Genomic DNA, 21,649 nt, shown 5'->3' on the forward strand with positions numbered 1-21,649 from the left:
CTGGAGAACCGGATTTGATCGGGACCATCATCCATGGTGCCAATTTCCGCATCACCTCGCAAGGGGCGGTTCGCGATCGGTTCTCAATGGTCACTGTGTGGGAGATAAAGCCGGCTGCCGGTGAACTTTCCGCAGCGACCTCAGGTGACTTGGAAACTATTATTCACATCCCTCAACGATAGGCAATAGCCATGGATAAATTATTTTCCATAGGCATTTTAATTACCTGTATCGCACCGCTAATGGGCTGCCAATCGGCAGACAGCCCCTTGGAAGGGACCTGGCAGGGAACCATGCAGATTTCGGGGCCGGTCAACCATGCATCGGTGGCGCCCAAGGTCGCCAACGATCGGGATGTCTCGCAGGAGCCGCCCCACACCGATGTCGCCCAGCTGACGATCGAGTTCGTCGGACCAAACGAGCTAAGAATTCAAACCGAACCGATCGATGCCCAAACGATTCTCGCCCCGGCCGAAAAGCACCTGACATTCGAGATTGCCGAAGCCTTGCCTGATCAGATTCGCTTGAAGCTGCTCGACGAAGACCGCGTGCGGTTCTTGCAGTTGCGGTTTGCCAACCGGGAAACGATGACCGTCAGCGAAGCGGGCACCGACGTGCGTCTGTTGCCGGTGAAGATGACCCGCGTCGATCAGTTGTAGCGGATCGTTTACTCGGCGGAGTACTCACGCGCTCCGTAAACGCGTTCGCGATAGAGCACCAGCCCGTGGGCCGCATGGTAGAGGGCACCACACTCCAGCGAAACCTTTTCGGTCCGTTCAAACACTTCGCACAGATACGAAGCGGCACGACGGACCCATTCTTCTTGGAGCTGCTCGTCTTCCAGCGCCAGCGAGAGGAACTCGAGTGTGTGCCCCGTGGTTCCGAGGTTCTCGGCCAGGTCAGGCGAACTTCCGGGACGCTGGAAGTAGTTAACGCTCAACGCTCCGTTGGGGTTTTGATATTGGCGCGCGTTGACGATGCTTTCTTGAATCAGCTTGTCCGCGTCGGCCCAGACGCCTTCGATGGGAAGGCCTGCTTTCTTGCGGCGATTGAGGGCCATCGTCAGGCCGATCAAGCGATGCGTTCCCCCGCAAGCACCATTGCTCAGACCTTGCTCGATTTCGATCTGAGCCAGATCGCCGATGCTCCACTTTTTGCCCGAGCTATCAGTCCACGAGTGATCCGTCGGGAAGTACTTGGTCAGGCCGATCAAGGTCCAACTGAATTCGCGGAGGTGATTGCGAGACGTGTCGAGCTGAACCTGTTGCACGAAGTTGGTCATCGTGAAGGTGTCTGGCCCCACAATGAACGTTGCGTCGGGAGGAACATCACACTGCGAGAGAACGGCCAGCCACTGATCGTAGTGCCCCTGCCCTGCCCGGGTGCCAGGCTCGGTGATCGCCCGCATGCCGAAGTTGTCGGCGTCTTCCTCTTTCGATTCCAGCTTGTTGCCGCGTTCAATGGTCCATCCATTCATCCGGCCACCTTCGGCCAGGTAGTCGACCACGGGAATCGGCTCGCCTTCGTGCAGGACTGGAAATGCACGACCATAGGCCAGGCTACCGTGTAGGATCTGCCAAGCCGCGTGGTCCGAAGTATTCAGATGGCGATGTTTCAGCGTGAAGTCGAGGACCTGATCGATCCGCTCGCGAAGCTTCTCAGGTTCGATCTTCTCGTCAGCGGAGATCGGCAAAGCACCCTGCGAGATCTCGGGCGGCATCGGCCGGCAACTGGCGAGCGACAGAATGAAGAGAAGTCCCAAAAAACGCTGACAAATGGGTGGCATAGACTCGACAGGGGAAAATGCTAGGCGGGGAATATCGAATAACAATCAAATACGGTCCAGACTCTCTACTTTAACTCAGAACCTGCCCTAACCAACGGGGAATCACGCGAATTGAGCAACTTCTGAGATGGGAATCCAAAAGAAATAGCCCCCCGCGAGCGAAGCTCTATAATTATGCGTTGGCCCGATGTTTGCGTATTAAGGTTCTGGCAATTTCATGCCTGCCAAAATTGCAGGCATTTCGCCCCAATTCGCTTTAAAACAGTCCATTTTTGGAGTGATAAACCGTGATTTTCGACTTCCGTTACCTGCTGTTCATTGCCCCGGCGATCATCTTAGGCATGATCGCTCAGCTTTGGTTGCGGTCTGCCTATGCCAAGGCCATGAAACAGGCTGCTCCCCTTTCCGGAGCAGCTGCCGCACGTCATATCCTGGATTCTGCCGGTCTGCAGAATGTCGCTATCGAACGCGTCAGTGGACACCTGTCTGACCACTACGATCCGCGTGCCAAGGTGCTGCGTCTGAGCCCGGAGGTCTACGCCGAGCGAACCGCCGCGTCGGTGGGTATCGCCGCGCACGAAGCTGGACATGCGATCCAGGATGCCCGGAATTACTACCCGCTGATCATCCGTAACATGGCCGTCCCGGCGGCACAGTTCGGCGGGAATTTCAGCTTCATTCTGCTATTTATTGGTTTGGTCATTTCGGGTTCGATTCCGGTGCTCGGTCAGGGGATGATCTGGGGTGGTATCGCACTGTTCAGCTGCGTGGTGTTCTTCCAGCTGATTAACTTGCCGGTCGAGTTCGACGCCAGTAGCCGTGCCCGGGGGATCTTGATCGATATGAACATCGTTCCCCGCGACGAAATGCCCGCCGTGCGAGGCGTGCTCAACGCGGCCGCTTTGACCTATGTGGCCGGAACGCTGCAGTCGGTCATGACCTTGATGTACTACTTGATGCTGGCCTCGGCCCGCCGCGACTAAGGCCTGCCCAAGTCGAGCTTGGAAGGGGGAACTTTACGTCGATCCCCCTTCCCTCCCCCAATCGCGTCTTGAGTAGCACATCCGCTTGGTCCACACTGGGGGGATGCCTGACGCCGACTACAACTCTGGAGATCCACCTCCCCTGTGGATGTATGTGGGGGGATTCGTCCTCTTCATCGTACTTATCTTTGCCCTTCGCAGCTGCTGATTCCGCGAACCAGGTAGCGTCCGCCGGGTTTTGATGCGTTTTCCTGGTAAGTTCTATACCGGGGAAATATCGCATATTTGAGCAGAATGGCTTACGATACACACAGCTACTCACTGCCCGATCCCTAGCTGCCTTTAAGGCCTTGCGATGAAATTGCCCATATCCGTGCTTCGCCACTGGACGTTCTGCCTCAGTCTCGTTGCTCTGATGCTCCCTTCGCAGTGGGCAAATGCGGACGATCGCCGCTACGAATCACCCGAGATCCGGGAAGCCATTTTGCACCTGCAAGAGAACGGCGCGCGGGTCCATTTCAACATCCCACGCCCTGGCGTTCGTGGTCCGGCGGTGGATGACTCGCGACCGATTCCTTACACGGTCAATCTGTTCGCGATGAAAGCAACCGAAGAGAACCTCGCGGCCTTGCTGGTGCTTCCTCAGGTCGAACGTTTATACCTGGCCAGCGAATTCGAGCGCACCGAAAAGTCGTGGAAGACCCTTTCGCAGTTTGGTGAACTCGAACACTTGTACATCATGGACAACCTCAAGAACGAGGACATGCAGTACATCGCCGAGTTCGCGAATCTCGAATCGCTTGAAGTCCGCATCGGCGATGTCGATGCCGATTACCTGTGGTACCTGGAAGCGCTGGTCAATCTTCAGCGGCTTTCGATCCATGTCGACGGAGACGACGAAACGTCGTTCAAAGCGTTGCCGAACATGCCGCACCTCTCGCAGTTGGTGTTGAACCTGCGGGGTGAGAAGGAAGTCGAACTCGACGGCATCGAGAACCTGACCGAACTGAAAACCCTGAACATCAATTCCCGGGCGATCAAAGGAAAAGAGCTGCAAGGGATCGCCGGTCTGGAAAATCTGGAGATGCTGACCATCGCGAATGCCACGTTCGAGGCAGGCGAACTGGAGATGTTCCGCAAGATGAAGAGCCTGAAGTCGCTCAACCTGACCAACAGCAAGCTGGCCACCGATGACCTCTCGCCGCTGTCCGAGCTCGAGAATGTCGAACGGCTGCAGATCTACAACACGGAAATTACGGACAATTCGCTGGCCGCATTTTCTGATCTACCCAAGCTCAACTACCTGTACATCCGCGGAGCCAACATCACCGACGAAGGCCTGAAGCACCTGGCCAAGATTCCCAACCTCCAGCGAGTTTATCTCTATACAACCGATATCACGGCAGATGGAGTGAGCTGGCTCACGAAGGAACGTCCGGATATGCGGGTTTCGGCACCGATCAAAAAGAAGTAATTCGGAATAGAATTCTCGCCCTGTGCCGCCAGATCTCGTAGGATAGAAGCTGATTTTCTGCTCTTGGGGATGAACGTGAACTGGCACGAGGATCCGGCGATGACTTCTCACAATCGAACATCCGCTTTGCTTCTTGGTCTTCTCAGCGTGTCGCTGGTGATGCTTTCGCCCCTGCTTGGGCAAGCCGTCGACAAGAAGTATGAGTCTCGCGAGATTGGCGAAGCGATCGAATACCTTCAGCAGAACGGGGCTTCGGTTCACTTCTATTCGTCGCAGTTCTTTCAAGTAGGCATGCCCCAAGCAAAGCGAGGGCCCGTTTCCTACAACATCAACATCCATACGCTGAAACCGACACCCGAGAATCTGGCACCACTGTTGGTCATTCCGCGCGTCGATCGTTTGACGCTCAGCCAGAGTTTTCAGCGCGACCAAACTGCCTGGAACACGTTGATCCAGATGAGTGAACTGGCATCGTTGACGATCTCGGGCGAACTGCAAGAGCATGACCTGCCGAACCTGGCCCAGTTCACCAACCTGAAGAACCTGACGCTGCTTTCCAGCAACCTGAAACCAGAAGACCTCTGGTACCTGGAAGAGTTGACGGAGCTAAAACATCTCACGCTGCTGATCTCTGGCGATTGTCAGCCTTACTTCGATTACCTGGCGCGACTCCCCAAGCTCGACAGCCTGACGATTCGCGTCAATTCGAGTGAACCGATTTCGCTCGATGGTATCGAACAGCTCGCCGGACTGCGTACCCTGAGTGTCGATTGCCAAGAGGTGCAGGAAAGCAACATCCAGGCGATCGGCAAGCTGAAGGAGCTACAATCGCTGAGTATCATGCGCACCAAATTGAGCGAAGAAGAGATGGAGATGTTTCGCGAACTCGATGAGGTTTCCTATTTGCATCTGTACCGCTGCCACTTCAAGAAGCTTCCCGTCGATGCGATCTCTGGCATGACCTCACTGCAGCGCGTGCAGCTTTCCAACAACGAAATGAACGACGACATCCTGCAGCCGCTGGGCAAGCTGCCGAGATTGCAATACCTCTATATTCGCAGTTCCCCCATAACCGATGATGGGCTGAAGTACTTGCACAAAGCGCCTGTCCTGCGGACACTTCAGCTGAGTGTCACGGACGTTACTGAAGCCGGCGTGAAGGCCCTGCAAGACGCACGTCCCACAACGCATGTGATTGCCCCGATCAAGAAGTGAGTCACCAAGTTGCCCCAGGACCACCCTGCCCTGCAGCCATGGCAAGAACATGGCTGGCCCGATCATCTTCAGATTCTGCTCGATTCGTACTACCAGCTTCTTGGCGAACAACTCGTTCCTCGCAGTGGCTCTGCCGAGGAAGATGCCCGGCGCGTCTTTGAGGCCCCTTTTGTCGTCGTTTCGCATACGGCGGCCAGCGATCCGATCCTTAACTTCGGCAACCAGACGGCACTCGGGCTGTGGGAAATCGACATCGAGACCTTGATGCAAACTCCCTCCCGCATGACGGCCGAACCGATGCATCGTGATGAACGCGCTCAGTTGTTGGAACGCACCACGCGCGACGGCTATGTCGACGACTACCAAGGCATTCGCATCGCCACGACCGGTCGCAGATTTCGGATCGAGCAAGCGATCGTCTGGAATCTAACCAATGCCGCCGGCGACTACGTCGGCCAGGCTGCGACGTTCGATCAGTGGACGTTTCTCGATGCGTAGTCGTGGCTTCTAGCTCGCCTTCGGAGCAGGTGCTGCCTTCTCGGACGAAGAGCCAAACAGCCCTCGCATCATCCAGACAAAAATGCCGCCAAACGCGAACAGAATCGCGGCGACAAACACCCCGACACGCAAGTAGGGAACGCACGTCAGCACGACATAGAAGACCAGTCCGAATGCCAGCGACAGGATCAACCGTCCACGCGAGGTGATCGGATGATCGGAAAAGACAATGCGTCCCAGCGTGATGCTCGTGACGGCGGCGGCTCCAAAGACAAAGAAGTACCCCAGGCTGCCCACGTAAAGCACCATCGCGAAGGCCGCAATATAGGCGCCGGCAGCGGCCAGGCCATCAAGGGTCAGCCAGCCAAACGCCATCGGCACCATCACGATGAGCCCGGCCGCCACGCCAAGGGCAATGATCGAAAGGGGAACCGCTAGGATGCCGGCCAGAAAGCTGACAATCGGACGCTGCACGATCTGATCGACCGTCCCTCCGCAAGTGGCCGGACAGCACAAGACCATCAAGATGCCCATGACCAGCAGCGTGACATAACGCTTGAGCTGGCCCCAGAAGTAGTTGGTCTTATCCTTGGGACCTTGCTTGGCAGGTCGCTCAGGCTCGATCCACTCGATCGGCCCGGTTACCTTGGCCCCGTCTTCGATCGTGACTTCGCTAGGCGAATGATAGGTGAGCTTGCCACCGATGGTCGCATCTTCATGAATGGTCAGCCCCGGCGACACCATCGGAATGTTAACCAGTTTCAGGTTTTGCCAGAACTGATTAGGCGGAGGTCCTGGCTGTTGGTTGGAATCGGTTGTGATACTCAACTCGCGACCAATCTTCCCCATCACTTCCGCACGGTTCACGGCTGCCCACACGTCTTCCTTGATGGTGCCTCCCAGCATTGCTTGATAGCCGGCGTAGACCAGGTCGCCATCGATCGCCGTTCCCTTTTCGACTTCCAGCGAGTAACACGCCGCCACCAGGTCGCGCTGCATCTGAGTACCGGCACCGACCTTCGCGGCCTGACAGGCAATGCGACTGCTACGACCGTAGGTGCCTTCGAGCAAGATTTCTTGTCCGGCGGCAATCAAGCCTCCTTCGACCGTCCCCGAAACATGCAGGCTCTGGGCATAGACGACCAGGTCGCCGTTGATAGTTCCTTCGACCTTGGCCGATTGGGCGCAGATGTAGACATCTCCTTCCCAGGTTTCGTCGGCGGCAATGGTCACCTCCTTACCAGTCAGGAACTCAGCAGCGACCGCTGAATCGACCAGGGCAAACGATAGGACGCAAGCGAGAAGCAAGAATAGAAAGCAGCGCACGGACCGACTCTCCGAAAATCAATGGAGTGAAATCAAGCAGCTAAAGTGAGCGGAGTCTTCTTCGCATAGTAAATGAGGCCGACCCGGAATGCAAAAACTGCCGCATTTCCCCTAAAGCGTCGGACCGACCAGCCACGGCACGAATTCCTCGTCGCCGATCCCCTGCTGCTCGCTCTTGGTCTTCTTGCCGCTGGCCACTTCCAGGATCTCGTCGAAGATCCGCTCGCCAGCGGAAACGATCGATTCCCCTTCCAGGACGGTGCCAGCGTTCACATCCATGTCGGCAATCATGCGGTCGTACATGGGCGTGTTGGTCGCGATCTTGATCGATGGAGTCGGCTTGCAGCCGAAACAGCTACCCCGCCCGGTCGTGAAGCAGACGATGTTCGCCCCGCCGGCCACCATCCCGGTGACGCTTGCCGGGTCGTAGCCAGGCGTATCCATCAAGACCAACCCCTTGGCCGTGACCGGTTCGGCATATTGGTAGACATCGACCAAGGCAGTGCTGCCAGCTTTGGCCACCGCTCCGAGCGACTTCTCAGCGATCGTAGTCAGCCCGCCGGCTTTGTTGCCTGGGGAAGGATTGTTGTCGAGCTGCGCACCGAACATCGCAACGTAACCCTTCCACCACTCGATCCGCTCGATCAGTTTCGCGGCGACTTCCGGCGAGACGGCCCGCCGCGTGAGCAGATGCTCGGCGCCGTACACCTCGGAGGTCTCACTCAAGATCGCCGTGCCGCCACAGGCAACGACGCGGTCGCTGGCAACGCCCAATGCTGGGTTGGCCGTCACGCCGGAGTTGCCATCGCTGCCGCCGCACTCGAGCCCTACCGAAAGATGACTTGCTGAAACAGTCTGCCGCTGGATCGCGTTGACCTTTGGCAGCATCTTGGCAACCTGAGCAATGCCGGCTTCAACTGTCTTGAGCGTGCCCCCTTCGTCTTGCATCGAAAGCACGAGCGGCCCAGGCCCATTGGGACCACTGACTCCTTCAATCTGTACCAGGTTCTGCTGCTGAAGCAGGTAACCCATCGCGCCGGTCTCGCAGCCGAGACCCACCAACAGAAAGCCACCGACGTTGGGGTGATTGGCGATGCCGGCCATCAACCGGTTGAGCGTGTGATGCGCGTCGCCGCCGAACTGCATACCGCAGCCAGCCTCATGCTTCATCGCAATGACGCCATCCACATTCGGATACTTGGCCAGTTCTTCCGCCGGAAATCGCTGAGCAATGAACTTGGCGACACTCGCGGAACAATTCACCGTGCTGATGACGGCCAGATAGTTTCGCGTTCCGACTTTGTCCTTGCCGCGCACGTACCCTTGGAACGTTCTTCCTTCGATCGGCGCGGGAGGCTCCGGGATCTGAGAACACGGAGCGTAATCAGCATGGACATCGACCATGGCCAGATTGTGGGAATGGACGTGTTGTCCGGGTACGATGTCGGCGGTTGCCTGACCAATGATCTGGCCGTATTTGTAGACTGAATTTCCCTTGGCAATGGGGACGACGGCAATCTTATGGCCAGCTGGTATCGGATCTGCGGCTGAAAACTCCCCTTCCGGGCATTTCAAGTAAGTCCCTGCCGAAATGGATGTTCTGGCGACGGCGACGTTGTCGAAAGAGTCCAGCATGACGAGTGAGTTGGAAATTTTCTCGTCAAGCATGTCCGTTACCCTATAATTAGCTTTCATGTGCAATGCGTTTCGAGCCAGCGTCGAAATGCCTTTTTCTCCAACGCACGAATCGTATCGGATTCGTCGGCCGGTGAAAATCCTCCGCAATTGAGCCTACCTTCACGTCAAGGAACCCTCGATGAACCTATGGTCGAACGCTTCTCGTAAGTTCATCTTGGCGTTTTCCCTGGCCTTGCTGGCTGTCGGCGTCACTTCTACGTTTGCCGATGATCGAGAGTACGAGTCTCCCGAGATCCGCAAAGCGATCCAAACGCTGGAAAAGAATGGGGCTCACGTTCAATTTTATCAGAACTACGACGATCAAACTTCCTACTACGTCAATCTTTACGCCACCAAAGCCAATCCCGATAACCTGCAGGCACTTTTGGTACTGCCCAAGATCGAACGTCTGTGGCTGGGTGGCAACTTCGAGCTAAGCCCGCTGACCTGGAACACGATCACCCAGCTAGGCGAGCTTCAGCATTTGCACGTTTTCGGCAGTGCGACCGATGCCGACCTGATGCAGATAGCCCAACTGTCGAATCTCGTGTCGCTGCAATTAGGGGGCAATAACTTCTCGCCTGCGGGGCTGTGGTACCTGGAAGAGCTGACCCAATTGGAGCAGCTGACGCTCAGAATCGACGGAAACTGCGAGCCTTACTTCGGATACCTTGCCCGGCTGCCGAACCTGAATCAGCTTTCGATTTATGATCCCAACTCGAAACAAGTCTCGCTGAAAGGGATCGAGAATTTCACGGCATTGCGGACGTTGTCGATCAATTTCGGGCACATCGATGGAAGTGCATTGAAGACGCTCCCGCAGATTGCCAGTCTGAGAGCGCTGACGCTGACCAATGTTTCGTTCCATGGGAAAGACATGGATATCTTCCGTAAGCTTAAGCAGTTAGAGCACTTGAATCTGCACCACTGCGAATTCCCATCTGACAACTTCACGGCGTTGTCCGGGCTGGAAAATGTCCAGCACATGACGATTTCCCATTCCAATTTGATCGATGATGCGATGACAACGCTTGGTGGCCTGCCGTCGCTCAACTATCTGTATCTCAATCTGACGCCGATAACCGACACCGGCCTGAAGAACCTGAAAGACGCCAAGGGATTGGAAACGCTTCATTTGCGCAGTACCGATGTGACTCAAGACGGAGTCGATTGGCTATCAGCCGAACTTCCCAATCTTCGCGTCATTGCCCCGCTCAACAATTGAGCGAATGATTCCTGAGTGAATTTGAATTTAACGGTTGCGAAATTCGCATTCCTGCGTGTTGAAATATGCGGGTTCCGCGAATTCTGCGGATTAGGTGCCTTCCGATATTGAAACTTCCCCGCTCGTGGCGTTCAATGATCAATACGTCAGGGGTAAGCATGGACGGATCGATTCGGGAGTCGCAGCGGCGAGTTTCCCGACTATCAGGAGGGTAATCAATGCGGCGCGGGGTTTTATCATTATTGGTTGTCGCGGCAACTCTAACTACCTTTGGCAGTCTATCTGCCCAGGCTCCCGTTGCTTTTCCACCGGTGCCGATCGATGTCGGCGGCCCGATGGATCCCGAGATCGAACGCATAGTTGCCACGCTGGAACAAAGCGGCTGTCTGTTTGGTTACGGTGCTTCTCTTTCCGATGAAATCGTCAACTGGCCGGAATACGGCTGCATCCGAGTGGATGGGACGAAAATGCAAGATGACCACTGGGATTTACTGTTGCAGCTTCCCTCGGTGAAACTCCTCTCGCTTCATAACACGCCACCGGCCGGCAATGTGCGAAATTGCCTGCGACAGATGTCGGAATTGGCGGAACTTCAACTGCACAACAGCCTCGACGATAGCGGCATGTCGACCATCGCTGAGTTGCCCAGCCTGCAAGCGATTCGGATCGCGGAAACGAAGATCTCGGACCACGGCATCTGGTATCTCGAAGAACTGCAAAATCTGAAGCACGTCGAACTCGAGCAGTTGCCGGTAACCAATCAAAGCTTTCACTACCTGAAACAGCTTCCACGGCTCAATACCCTTTCGGTGGTTGACGCCGATTTGAGCGGACCGTGGTACTTGAAAACTGGAGACTTCCCGAGCCTGGGTAAGCTGACCCTCGAAGGCGAGAAGATCACCGACGAGGTCGCGGAACAGGTTTCGCAGATGAAAGGCCTGGTCGAAGTCCATTTCGATCGCAGCAATCTCACAATGACCGGACTCGCCCAGTTGGCTGGCATGCCGAACATCGAGCAGATCTCGGCCACCAACTCGACCTTGGAAGATGCTCCCTGTCCGATGGCGCGGCCGGCGGCCAAGCTTCAATCGCTCGACTTGAGCAGCACCAAAACGGGTGACCAGTTCCTCAGCTCGATGACGAACTTCCCTTCGCTGGCCGAATTGAACCTTTCCGGTGCAAAAATCACCGATGCAGGTGTCTCGAATCTTCGCAACTTGAAGTCGCTCGAAACGCTGCGTCTCAACAACACTGAGATTACCAGTGGCGGACTGGCTTCGATCGCAAGCCTTCCCAGTCTCCGCGAGATTCACTTGCACGGCACAAAGTTGAACGGGGACGTGCTCGATCATCTTACTACCGTTAAGACGCTCGAATGGATCGACCTGAGCAATACCAACGTTAGTGGTGAGAAGATTTCCAAGCTGGCCGAACTGCCCAATCTGCGCGGCGTGGCCCTGTTCAACACGCCGATCAACACCAGCGACCTCCCCTACCTGCGAAAGCTTTCGCACGTGGACGAAGTCTATGTCGACGGCAGCCAACTGACGGTCGCCGAGCAGCAACAGCTTCGCGAGTTCTACGCGACGGCCAAGACACGACTTTCGCGATAGGTTGGCCCTCGGACGCTTAAATAGGCGACTTTCGAGGCCTTCTAAGGCAATTTCAGGGAAAATGATGCCTCCCCCTCCGATGTCGGGGGGCGAGGTAATTCGTTTTTGACCAAAATCCCCCGCGGATCGTTAATCGTCTCCTATAATAGGAAAGGTCCTACTTTTCCTCATTGTGTGCGCGTCCAATCCGGGCGGACTCATTTCAGGCAATCGCCAACGATCCTATGTCGACAGACGCTTCATCCAGCATGACCACGGCCAAGGCAGTCCCAACTAAATCGGTTGGCACAGACTCGATCCGTCGGAAGATCAATCGCACCCGGCGGAGTGTCAAACTGGCCGAACTGGTTGCGGGTATCCTTTTGTTCGCCGCCGGTTCGCTGCTGTTTCTTTTAACGCTGGCCGTCATCGATCATTGGATCATCGGTCTCAACTTCGTAGCTCGTTTGATGGCCTTTTTGGTCTACGTAGTCGCGGCGGTTGGATTCCTATGGATCTACGTGGCCCCCCTGCTCTTCCATTCCATCAATCCGCTTTACGCGGCCAAGATGATCGAGCAAGGTCAACCGACGTTGAAGAACAGCCTGCTCAATTTCATGTTCCTCAGTCAGAACAACCAGGGAACGCACAAGGCCGTTCTCGATGCGGTAGAAACCCAGGCAGCTTCCGACATCTCGTCGCTGTCGCTGGAACATCTGGTCGACTACTCGAAAGCGATCCGCATCGGTTACGTCCTGGCGACATTGGCGGTGCTGTTTGGCCTTTATACCGTTCTGTCGCCGAAGAATCCGCTGCAGACGGCTGCCAGAATCGCGATGCCATGGAACGACATTGCCCGGCCTTCGAGAGTGAAGATTGTCGACGTCCAGCCAGGTGATGCGAGCATCTACCAAGGGCAGGAAATTGATGTCATCGTCAAGCTGCATGACGTTTCCGATGGAGACCGCCTGGAGGTCATCTACTCGACCAAAGACGGACAACTTGTCGATCAGGCGATTCCACTCGTGCTGAGCGATGATGGATTCGACTATCGAGCCAAGCTGAGCACCTCGGAGTCGGGCATTCAGCAAGACCTGACCTACCGCATTGAAGCCGGCGACGCATCGACGCGTGACTTTGAAGTCACCACGCTGGAAGCACCCTCGATTGACGTGGCCTCGCTGCGTTACGACTTCCCCTCTTACACCCAGGAAGCCTCGTGGGAACAGCAAGGCGATGGTCATATTCGCGCCCTCGAAGGAACGATGGTAACCATCCGCGCAATCAGCAATCGCCCAATCAAGAAGGCGTATATCGAATTCGATCCGGTGGCCGATTCCCCGATCGTTTCGCTCAATACGATTCCACTGCAAGTCAGCTCCGAAGAACCGAATAAAGCTTCCGTCCGCTTCCCCTTGGAAATGAACGACGCTGGTACCGCCGGCAAGTTCCGCTCGTATCAGATTCGCTTCCGAACCGACGACGGCGTGCTCAATCCGCACCCGGTGCTGTACCACATCGACGTGGTGCGTGACCTGCCGCCGGAGATCGAATTCCTGGAACCAACCGCTTCGGAAGTCGAGCTGCCACTGAACCGCAGCCTGGATGTTCGTCTGCGGGCCATTGATCCGGACTACGGCATCCGGCAAATCCGGGTCGACGGCACTATCAGCCAAGAAGGTGGCCCACGGCTGAAAAAGACGATCAACGCATCGATCCTCGAACAGCCCAAGTCAGGCCAGGTGATCGAGAACTGGAAGCTGGTTCCCAAAGAGCACAAGCTGGAAGTCGGCGATGTCGTCAAGCTGATCGGCGTGGCCGAAGATACGCGAACCGATTTCGCTGGCAACCTGAAGCCGAATATCGCAAATACCAATCCACGCACGATTCGCATCGTCGAGCCTGTCGCCGACCAGCAACAAGGCAAGTCGGAAGAAGAAGGCTCGACCGACGACGAAGGCAAACAGTCGGACGAACAGAACAAGTCCGATGACTCCGGCGAGCAAGGAGACCAACAAGGCAAGGGTTCCGAGTCAGGCGACTCCGGCGACATGTCGGAAGGCGAGAAAGGCAACGAAGAGAACCAAAGCGAAGGCAACTCCGGTGGCGACTCGAACCAAGAGGGTATGAAGGGCAAATCCGACAAACCCCAGGAAGGCGAGAACAACGGCGAGTCGGAAGATCAGCAGGAAGGCCAAGGCAGCGGAAGTTCGTCGAAGAAAGAACAAGGCGACGAGAACCAAGAGCCTCAACAGGGTAAGGGTTCGCAGCCGCAAGAAGGCGACCAGCAGTCAGGCGAGCCCCAGGAAGGGGATCCGCAATCCGGCGAAGGAGGAATGGGCCAATCGCAGCAGGAAGGTGGCGACCAAGATTCGCAAGCCCAAGCCAATGGCGGCAAAGGGGGCGAAGCCTCTCAGGCCTCCGACGACCAACAGCGTGAACAGAACCAATCCGATCAAACAGGCCAACCCAATGGTAGCGGCACCGGCAAGGCAGGTGACCCGAACAAGGGTGGCGAACTGCAACAAGGTGACGCTTCCACGCAGCCGAACGAGAACTCGACCGTCGAGCGACAACAAGATCCGGTCGCTTCGGATGGTTCGCAAGATGGTGATGCCTTCGAGCGAATCCAGGACTATCTGAACGAGAAACAGAAACAACAGGGGCAGCAACCCTCGCCTGAAAACAGTGGTCAGCCTAATCCTCAACAACAAGGCGAAGGAGAAGGTTCCGGCACGGGTCAGAAGCCCGAAGAGGGAATGCAAGACGGTGCAGGTGGTGACAGTCAAAAGAACCCGGCGGACGCGCAAGGGCAACCAAGCGACGGTCAGAAGAACCAAGGCCAGGGAAGCAAGCAAGGTTCCGACGAACAGTCGACCGGCGAGCAAAAGGGATCAGAGCCCAACGAGGGTGGTATCGACAACGGCATGAAGCCCGAGAACTCCACCGGCGGCGAGAACGCAACCGGCGAGCAAAAACAAGAAGGCGAGCCCGGCACCACCGACCAGAACGACGGCATGTCGTCGGAACGCAACACGCAGAATGACGAACAAGGTGCCAGCGACAACCAAGGGGGCGCCAAGCAAGAAGATCAAGAGGCCAATCCATCGAGCGACTCCGAGCGTCCCGGTGATACGGGCAAGGGAGACAACACCAACTCCGGAGCTGGCTCGGAAGCCAGCGAAGGTGACAAGGGAAGCCCTGAGTCCAGCGAGAAGGCCAACAAGCAAGGCGAGAACAATATGAAGCCGGACGATCGCCCCAGCGACGAGCAAGGCGATCAACCGAAGTCTCCTTCCAACAGCGACAAACAGTCGGACAGCAAGGGAGAAACCCGCGGCGATCAAAGTGGTGGCGGCGGCTCCGGCGGCGGCCAAGCAGCTAAGCAGGCCGGCAACGACAGCGCCGGCAGCACCAGTGCTGCCGACCAGGGTGCCGGTGCAGCCAATCAACAAGGCGAAGGGGAAACAGGCAAAGAAGGAGGCGATGGTCCTCAAGCCGATCAGCAAACCGGTTCCAGTAGCGATCAGCAAGGAGAAGGTTCGAGCAAAACGAATTCGCCCGCTGGCCAAGAGGCCGGGATGCAAGGCGCTGAATCGGAAAAAGGCCCGAGCGATTCCCAGCAATCAAACGATCCACAGCAAAGTGGACGAGGTCCGGGCAATTCGGCGATTCCTCAAGGAGGCGGCTTGGAAGGGAACAACACACCGCAGAACTACGACGGTCCACGTGTTGAGCCTGGCGAAGACGCCGCCAATCTGGAATACGCCAAGAAAGCGACCGATATGGTCCTGGACGAACTGCAACACCAAGATACGCCCGACCAGGAAATGCTCGACGACTTGGGCTGGTCGAAAGATGACTTCGCTCGCTTTGTTCAGCGCTGGAAGCAAATGAAGCAAGCTGCCAGCAGCGAAGATGCTCAGGCCCAGCAAGATCTCAACGACGCCCTGCGTAGCCTGGGATTGTCGCGCGGTGAAGACACAACGCGTCGTGTGGAATCGCGCGAAGCAGCCGCAGGTGGTTCAAGCGATACGCAGCGCAGCAGCCCGCCTCCGTCGTTCATGGAACAATATCGGGCTTATCTCAAGGGGGCTTCTCAATAAAGCCCTCGTTAGGGCAAAATAGAGAATTCCCGTATTTTCCACCTCGCCGAGCATACTTCGCAGGGATTCGTCTTTCGGCTTGCCCATGCAGGCCGCGTCCTCCCTGCCATGCACGATACAAACATCGTCAGCCGCATGGCACCTCATGTCCCTCGCTACCTCGTTCCCTTTCATCCCAAGAGCGTCTCGCATTACTTCACGGACGTTCTGATCATCGGTGGTGGTATCGCTGGCCTGCGGGCCGCTTTGGAAATTGATCCGAAGCTCTCTGCTCTGATTCTGTCGAAAGAACAGATCCAGGAATCGAACAGCAACTATGCCCAAGGTGGAATTGCCGGCGTCCTGGATGATGACGACCGGTTTGAAGATCACGTCGCCGATACGATCACGGCCGGCGGAAGTCTGTGCGATAAGGAGGTCGTTGACCTTGTCGTGCACGAAGGGCCAGAGTGTATCCGCGAGCTGATTCGCTGGGGAACCGAGTTCGACCGAGTCGACGGGCGTCTGGCACTCACGCGAGAAGGTGGGCACGGTCGAGATCGCATTGTCCATGCGTTGGGTGATGCCACCGGCAAAGAGGTCATTCGCTCGATCGTCGAGATGGTGCGTTCACGTCGCAACATTCAAATCTGGCAGAACGAGTTCACCCAGGACCTGATCGTGCATGATGGCGTCTGCCGCGGGGCACTTGCTTCGGATGAAAAGCATGGTCGAACCCTGATCTGGGCCAAGCATACGATCCTGGCTGCCGGCGGCGTCGGTCAGATCTATCGCGAATCAACCAATCCCAGCGTGGCGACCGGCGACGGCATTGCCATGGCACTGCGTGCCGGTGCCGAAATGCGTGATATGGAATTCATGCAGTTCCATCCGACCGTTCTCTACATTGCCGGTAGTAGCCGTAGCTTGATTACCGAAGCAGTGCGTGGCGAAGGGGGGCACCTGGTCGACCGCAACGGCTATCGGTTCATGAAAGACTACGACCCGCGTGGCGAGTTGGCTCCCCGCGATGTCGTTTCGCAGGCAATCGTTTCGCAGATGGAACTGACCAAGCATCCCAATGTGTATCTGCGGCTCGATCATCTGGATGCCGATTTCGTCCGCAATCGTTTCCCCAGCATCTATGCCGGATGCAAGAAGTTTGGCATCGATATCACTTCCGATCGCATTCCTGTTCGCCCAGGTGCGCACTACATGATCGGCGGCATCTCGGTCGATAACAACGGAGCCACCACGATTCCCAACCTTTGGGCGGCAGGGGAAGTCACCAGCAGTGGGCTGCACGGGGCCAATCGTTTGGCATCGAACAGTTTGCTGGAAGGGCTCGTATACGGTAAGAGGGCCGGTCGCAATGCGTCCCTAGGGGCACTTGCGATGCCGGACCGCTTCGAGGCGATCAATATTCAGCATCCCGTGGCCGAGCCGAGCGAACCGCTCGACTTGGGCGACATTCGCAACTCGCTTAAAAGCTTGATGTGGCGAAACGTGGGCGTACGGCGTGATGCCCGCGGGCTCGAGGATGCCATCGATACGATCGAAGCCTGGTGCCGGTACGTCCTGCCCCAGCAGTTTGACCACCCTAGCGGCTGGGAACTGCAAAACATGCTGGTCGTGGCCCAAGTTATGGCCCGGGCAGCCTTCTTGCGAGAGGAATCGCGAGGCGTTCATTTGCGAATGGATTTCCCCCAGACCGACGACGCCAACTGGAACCATCACCTTCCGCTACGGTTATCAGACCTTCCGTAGGGACTTTTCATCAATCCTACCGGGATACGAACGAACTTCGGCAAGTCTTAATCAGACCGGAGTTTATGTCATCCGGCGCTTACGTTACACTACGTGTTTTGATCCTGGTTAGCGAGGTGCCCCATGTTCACGGCGGCCCCTCCCCTGCCTTTTCGGACAGCCTGAGAAAAACGAACTGCTATGGTTGATCACAACTCCGATCTGCCGATGATCGAGGCCGACCGGCTTTCCAAATTCTATGGAATCTTTGCCGCCTCCCGAGAAATCAGCTTCAAGGTCCATCGTGGCGAGGTGGTGGCGTTTCTCGGCCCCAATGGTGCCGGCAAAAGCACGACCATGAAGCTGCTTACCGGGTATCTATCACCAAGCGAAGGGGTTGCCCGGATCGCCGGCTACAACATGGCCACCCAGCGATTGCAGGGCTCGTCGGTGCTGGGATACCTTCCCGAAAACGGTCCGCTCTACCCGGATGCCACTCCGCACAGCTTGCTCTGGTTCATCGGCGAGGCCCGCGGCATGAGCCCGGCCAAACGCACCGAACGCATCGATGCCGTGGTGGACCTGTGTAACCTGCATACCGTGCTGTACAAGCCGATCTCGAAGCTTTCCAAGGGTTACAAGCAGCGTGTCGGCATGGCTCAAGCCATTTTGCATGAACCAGAAGTGCTGATCCTGGACGAACCAACGTCCGGACTCGACCCGAATCAAATCCGTGGCGTGCGTGACATGATTCGTCGCCTGGGACAAGAGAAGACGATTCTGCTCTCGACACACATCTTCCAGGAAGTCGACGCACTGGCGACCCGGGCCATCGTGATCAACGAAGGTCGACTCATCTACGACGGAAGCATTGATGGAATGAAGCAACCAGGCGAAACCCTGGACGACGCTTTCTATCGGATGACCAAAGGGGTAAACGCATTGACGACCCCAGAAGGTGAAGAAGCGACCCCGGATAGCTAAACCGGCCTAACATCAGCGGCCCGTTTGAACGAAACATTTTCCCAACTGAAATAACAACACGGTAACAAGACATGTCCGTCGAGTTTTACGCCAAGTTAGCAACGCTCGTACTGTTCGATCTATTGTTCATGTTGGCGTTCTTCATCCTGCTCATTCCGCTTTCGGTAGCCAAGAAGGCTTCGTATGCCGTGATGAAGCGGAACTTCAAGTCGTACTTCAGCAACCCAACCGGGTACGTCTTTCTCGCGATCTTCGTTTTGCTGACCTCGATGGCGGCGTTCTGGCCCCATGAGTTCTTTAACGCGAACCTGGCGAATCTCAACGAACTCAATTCCCAGATCACGCTCATCATGCTGATCTTCATCCCGACCATCACCATGGGTTTGTGGGCGGATGAAAAGCGACTGGGGACCGACGAATTACTGTTAACACTACCGGCCACCGACTTTGACATCGTGATCGGTAAGTACTTGGCGGCGGTATCGGTGTTTAGCGTCTCGTTGGTCTTCTCGCAGCTCTGTAACTTTCTGGTGCTGGACGCGCTGTCGCTCGGCTCGCTCGACGCAGGCCTCTTTATCACCACTTACATCGGCTACTGGTTCATCGGCTTGACGATGATTGCTTTGGGGATGGTGGCTTCGTTCATGACGAACAACCTGACCCTGGGCTTTGTGCTGGGTATTTTGGTGAACGCTCCTTTTGTTCTTTTGCAATACTCGGACGCGTTTGTCACGCAAAACGAATGGGTTGGCTTCCTGAGCGAAGCGAGTATGGGCAAGCAGTTCGCGGACTTCGGTCGCGGGGTGATCTCGATCAGCTCGCTGGCGTACTTCCTGATGATGACGGTCGTCGGTATTTACCTGGCAATGGTCCTCATCGGTCGACGTCACTGGCTGGGGGGTAAAGATGGCGAGTCCCTCTTGGGGCATTACCTGATCCGCTCGACCTGTCTGCTGGCGATCGCGTTCGCAGCCACGCTGTTCTTTGTGATGAATGACATCCGCTGGGACTATACCGAGAACGGTACCAGCAGCCTGCTTCCTCAAACCAAGCAGTTGGTTCGTAACCTCTCGACCGACCAGCCCGTGCGTATCGAAGCGTTTGTCAGCGGCAGCGTTCCGAAGAACTACGCCCAAACCAAGCTCGACTTGATTAACTACCTAAACGAGTTCCGTGCGTTGAGTGGCTCGAAGATCAACGTGGTGATTCACGACGGCCTGGAACCGTTCAGCGAAACGGCCGACATCGCTCGCGAGACCTACGGCATTCAGCCCCGCGAGTTGATCTCGCAGGAACGTGGAGCGTTGGCTCAGGAAGAAGTCATCCTGGGTGCCGCCGTTCAGCGTGGCCTAGAGAAAGTAGTGATTCCATTCTTCGACAATGGTGTTCCCGTCGAGTACGAACTGGTTCGTTCGATTGGTACCGTTTCAGAGAAGAAACGTAAACGCTTGGGCGTTCTGCAAACCGATGCTCAATTATTCGGCGGGATTCAACAGAACCCACTGGGCGGCTACCAGAACATTCCACCTCAGCAGATCATTACGGAATTGGAGAAGCAATACGACGTGATTGAAGTTGATGCCTCGTCAGCGATCGATCCAAGCTCGTACGACGTGCTGCTTGCCGTTCAGCCGTCGAGCCTGTCGCCTCCGGCGATGAAGAACTTCGTCGACGCAATCAAAGCAGGCATTCCGACCGCCGTCTTCGACGACCCGGCTCCGACCCTCATGGGACAAGCCACGCCAATCGGCCAGGACAAGCGCAACCCATTCCCCGGCCGACGTCCGCCCGAACAAAAGGGAGACATTCGACAGCTGTGGGACCTGCTGCACATTTCGATGCCTGGCAAGCAATTGCCAACCGATCGCTACTATCAACCGTACATCGTCTGGCAGGATTACAATCCGGAAGTTCGTCTACGCAACCTGGGGGCGATCACCAAAGAGTACGTCTTCGCCGATCGCTTCACTCCCGGTGCGCCTGAATACGAAGCGTTGAACAACGAGGTCGACGTGACGCAGGATCTTCGCCAGATGCTCTTCCTGTTCGCAGGGGCCATCAAGAAGCAGCCAGGCTACCCGAAAACAATGACCTTTACCCCGCTGGTCACCACCGGTACGAAGATCGGGACAATCACGTTTCAAGACCTAAGTAGCGCCCGGCAGGATCAGCGACGCATCGAAGCAAAGCGGCAACCGGTTTATGGCCCCAACGGAGGTGCACCTGATCCGTTTGTCTTAGCAGCCCTCATCCAAGGCACACCTCCTTCGGTCGCCAAGAACGCCACCAAGGCGGAAGATGCTGCTGACGCCGAAAAGAAGGAAGGCGACGAAGCAGAAACGGATAAGCCAGAAAAGTCCGATGGCTCAATCAATGTGGCCATGGTCAGCGATATCGACCTGCTTCATTCGGTCTTCGTGCAACTGCGTGCTCAAAGTGCCGACAGCTCTGAAATGCAGATCGATAACACGAACTTCCTCTTGAACCTGATCGACAAGCTGGCCGGTGACGACGAGTACATTCCCATCCGTAGCCGAAGTGAACCAATCGCTCGCCTTGGGCTGATGGAACGCTTAACGGAATCGGCCAAGACCGAAGGGGACAAGGCTCTGCGAGAAGCGGCACTCAACGCTCAGGCACAGCAAGAACAACTGGAGAAAGAACTTCAGAAGCCGCTGGAAGATCTGAACATGAAGATCAACACGCTCAACGCTCGAGCCAACCAAGGGGGCGAGATTCGTCCTGAAGACCTGCGTGAAGTTCAGGCACTGCAGTTGGAACTGGCCCAGCGTCAGGCAGACGTTCAGAACAAGCAGCGTGCCGCCGTTCAAAAGATCGAAGCCAATCTCGAGCGTGAACAAGAGCGTATCACGCGTGAGTTGAATCGTAGGATTCTGTACTACCAGAACCAGGTCAAAACCTTGGCCGTTGCCCTTCCGCCAATCCCACCGATCGTGATCGGCATCGTCGTCTTTGTCATTCGACGCTTGAAGGAACGTGAGGGATTGTCGAAAGACCGAATTATCAAGTAGCTCCAGCTACTACCCCAGATATCCGC

The 21,649-nt window shown here is 56.3% G+C and carries 14 protein-coding genes; 11 read left to right on the plus strand and 3 right to left on the minus strand.

The genetic code is table 11. The features are described 5' to 3' along the window. Positions 1–191 precede the first annotated feature (191 nt). Positions 192–659 carry a hypothetical protein gene (locus PSR63_RS03000; RefSeq protein ID WP_274330617.1) on the plus strand — a complete coding sequence of 156 codons (468 nt, stop codon included), beginning with the start codon at positions 192–194 and terminating at the stop codon, positions 657–659. Positions 660–667: 8 nt separating this feature from the next. On the opposite strand, the gene PSR63_RS03005 is transcribed toward PSR63_RS03000, so the two are convergent. Continuing rightward, a complete protein-coding gene (locus tag PSR63_RS03005) occupies positions 668–1,786 on the minus strand; it encodes an ADP-ribosylation factor-directed GTPase activating protein isoform b (protein ID WP_274330619.1) in 1,119 nt (372 codons plus the stop codon). Positions 1,787–2,073: 287 nt separating this feature from the next. Here PSR63_RS03005 and PSR63_RS03010 point away from each other — a divergent pair, with 287 nt between their 5' ends. The 4 genes from PSR63_RS03010 (at position 2,074) to PSR63_RS03025 (ending at position 5,956) form a co-directional block, all read left to right on the plus strand. Then, positions 2,074–2,769 (plus strand): zinc metallopeptidase, encoded by a 696-nt coding sequence (locus PSR63_RS03010; protein WP_274330620.1) that lies wholly within the window; start codon positions 2,074–2,076, stop codon positions 2,767–2,769. A gap of 355 nt (positions 2,770–3,124) precedes the next feature. Further along, positions 3,125–4,243: a leucine-rich repeat domain-containing protein gene (locus tag PSR63_RS03015; protein WP_274330622.1), complete on the plus strand. Its 1,119-nt coding sequence runs from the start codon at positions 3,125–3,127 to the stop codon at positions 4,241–4,243. 99 nt (positions 4,244–4,342) lie between these two features. Beyond that, on the plus strand, positions 4,343–5,458 hold the full coding sequence (locus PSR63_RS03020) for a leucine-rich repeat domain-containing protein (protein ID WP_274330624.1): 1,116 nt from the start codon (positions 4,343–4,345) through the stop codon (positions 5,456–5,458). A gap of 9 nt (positions 5,459–5,467) precedes the next feature. Next, on the plus strand, positions 5,468–5,956 hold the full coding sequence (locus PSR63_RS03025; protein WP_274330626.1) for an MEKHLA domain-containing protein: 489 nt from the start codon (positions 5,468–5,470) through the stop codon (positions 5,954–5,956). 9 nt (positions 5,957–5,965) lie between these two features. Here PSR63_RS03025 and PSR63_RS03030 read toward each other — a convergent pair whose 3' ends face one another. Both PSR63_RS03030 and PSR63_RS03035 read right to left on the minus strand, forming a co-directional pair. Further along, the gene (locus PSR63_RS03030) at positions 5,966–7,282 is read right to left on the minus strand and encodes a hypothetical protein (RefSeq protein WP_274330628.1); all 1,317 of its coding nucleotides are present in this window, start codon (positions 7,280–7,282) and stop codon (positions 5,966–5,968) included. A gap of 111 nt (positions 7,283–7,393) precedes the next feature. Then, on the minus strand, positions 7,394–8,950 hold the full coding sequence (locus tag PSR63_RS03035; protein WP_274330630.1) for a UxaA family hydrolase: 1,557 nt from the start codon (positions 8,948–8,950) through the stop codon (positions 7,394–7,396). A 148-nt stretch (positions 8,951–9,098) separates the two neighbouring features. On the opposite strand from PSR63_RS03035, the gene PSR63_RS03040 reads away from it, so the two are divergent. From PSR63_RS03040 to PSR63_RS03065, 6 genes are all read left to right on the plus strand, one after another. Continuing rightward, on the plus strand, positions 9,099–10,184 hold the full coding sequence (locus PSR63_RS03040) for a hypothetical protein (protein ID WP_274330632.1): 1,086 nt from the start codon (positions 9,099–9,101) through the stop codon (positions 10,182–10,184). Positions 10,185–10,402: 218 nt separating this feature from the next. Further along, positions 10,403–11,797, plus strand: a complete 1,395-nt coding sequence (locus PSR63_RS03045; RefSeq protein ID WP_274330634.1) for a leucine-rich repeat domain-containing protein — start codon at positions 10,403–10,405, stop codon at positions 11,795–11,797. A gap of 224 nt (positions 11,798–12,021) precedes the next feature. Then, positions 12,022–15,882 (plus strand): hypothetical protein, encoded by a 3,861-nt coding sequence (locus PSR63_RS03050; protein WP_274330636.1) that lies wholly within the window; start codon positions 12,022–12,024, stop codon positions 15,880–15,882. A 108-nt stretch (positions 15,883–15,990) separates the two neighbouring features. Then, a complete protein-coding gene (gene nadB / locus PSR63_RS03055; RefSeq protein WP_274330638.1) occupies positions 15,991–17,628 on the plus strand; it encodes an L-aspartate oxidase in 1,638 nt (545 codons plus the stop codon). A gap of 180 nt (positions 17,629–17,808) precedes the next feature. Then, positions 17,809–18,591, plus strand: coding sequence for an ABC transporter ATP-binding protein (locus PSR63_RS03060; protein WP_274330640.1), 783 nt, complete (start codon positions 17,809–17,811; stop codon positions 18,589–18,591). A gap of 71 nt (positions 18,592–18,662) precedes the next feature. Next, positions 18,663–21,623: a Gldg family protein gene (locus tag PSR63_RS03065; RefSeq protein WP_274330642.1), complete on the plus strand. Its 2,961-nt coding sequence runs from the start codon at positions 18,663–18,665 to the stop codon at positions 21,621–21,623. Positions 21,624–21,649 lie beyond the last annotated feature (26 nt).

Source organism: Bremerella sp. P1 (assembly GCF_028748185.1).
Lineage (GTDB): Bacteria > Planctomycetota > Planctomycetia > Pirellulales > Pirellulaceae > Bremerella.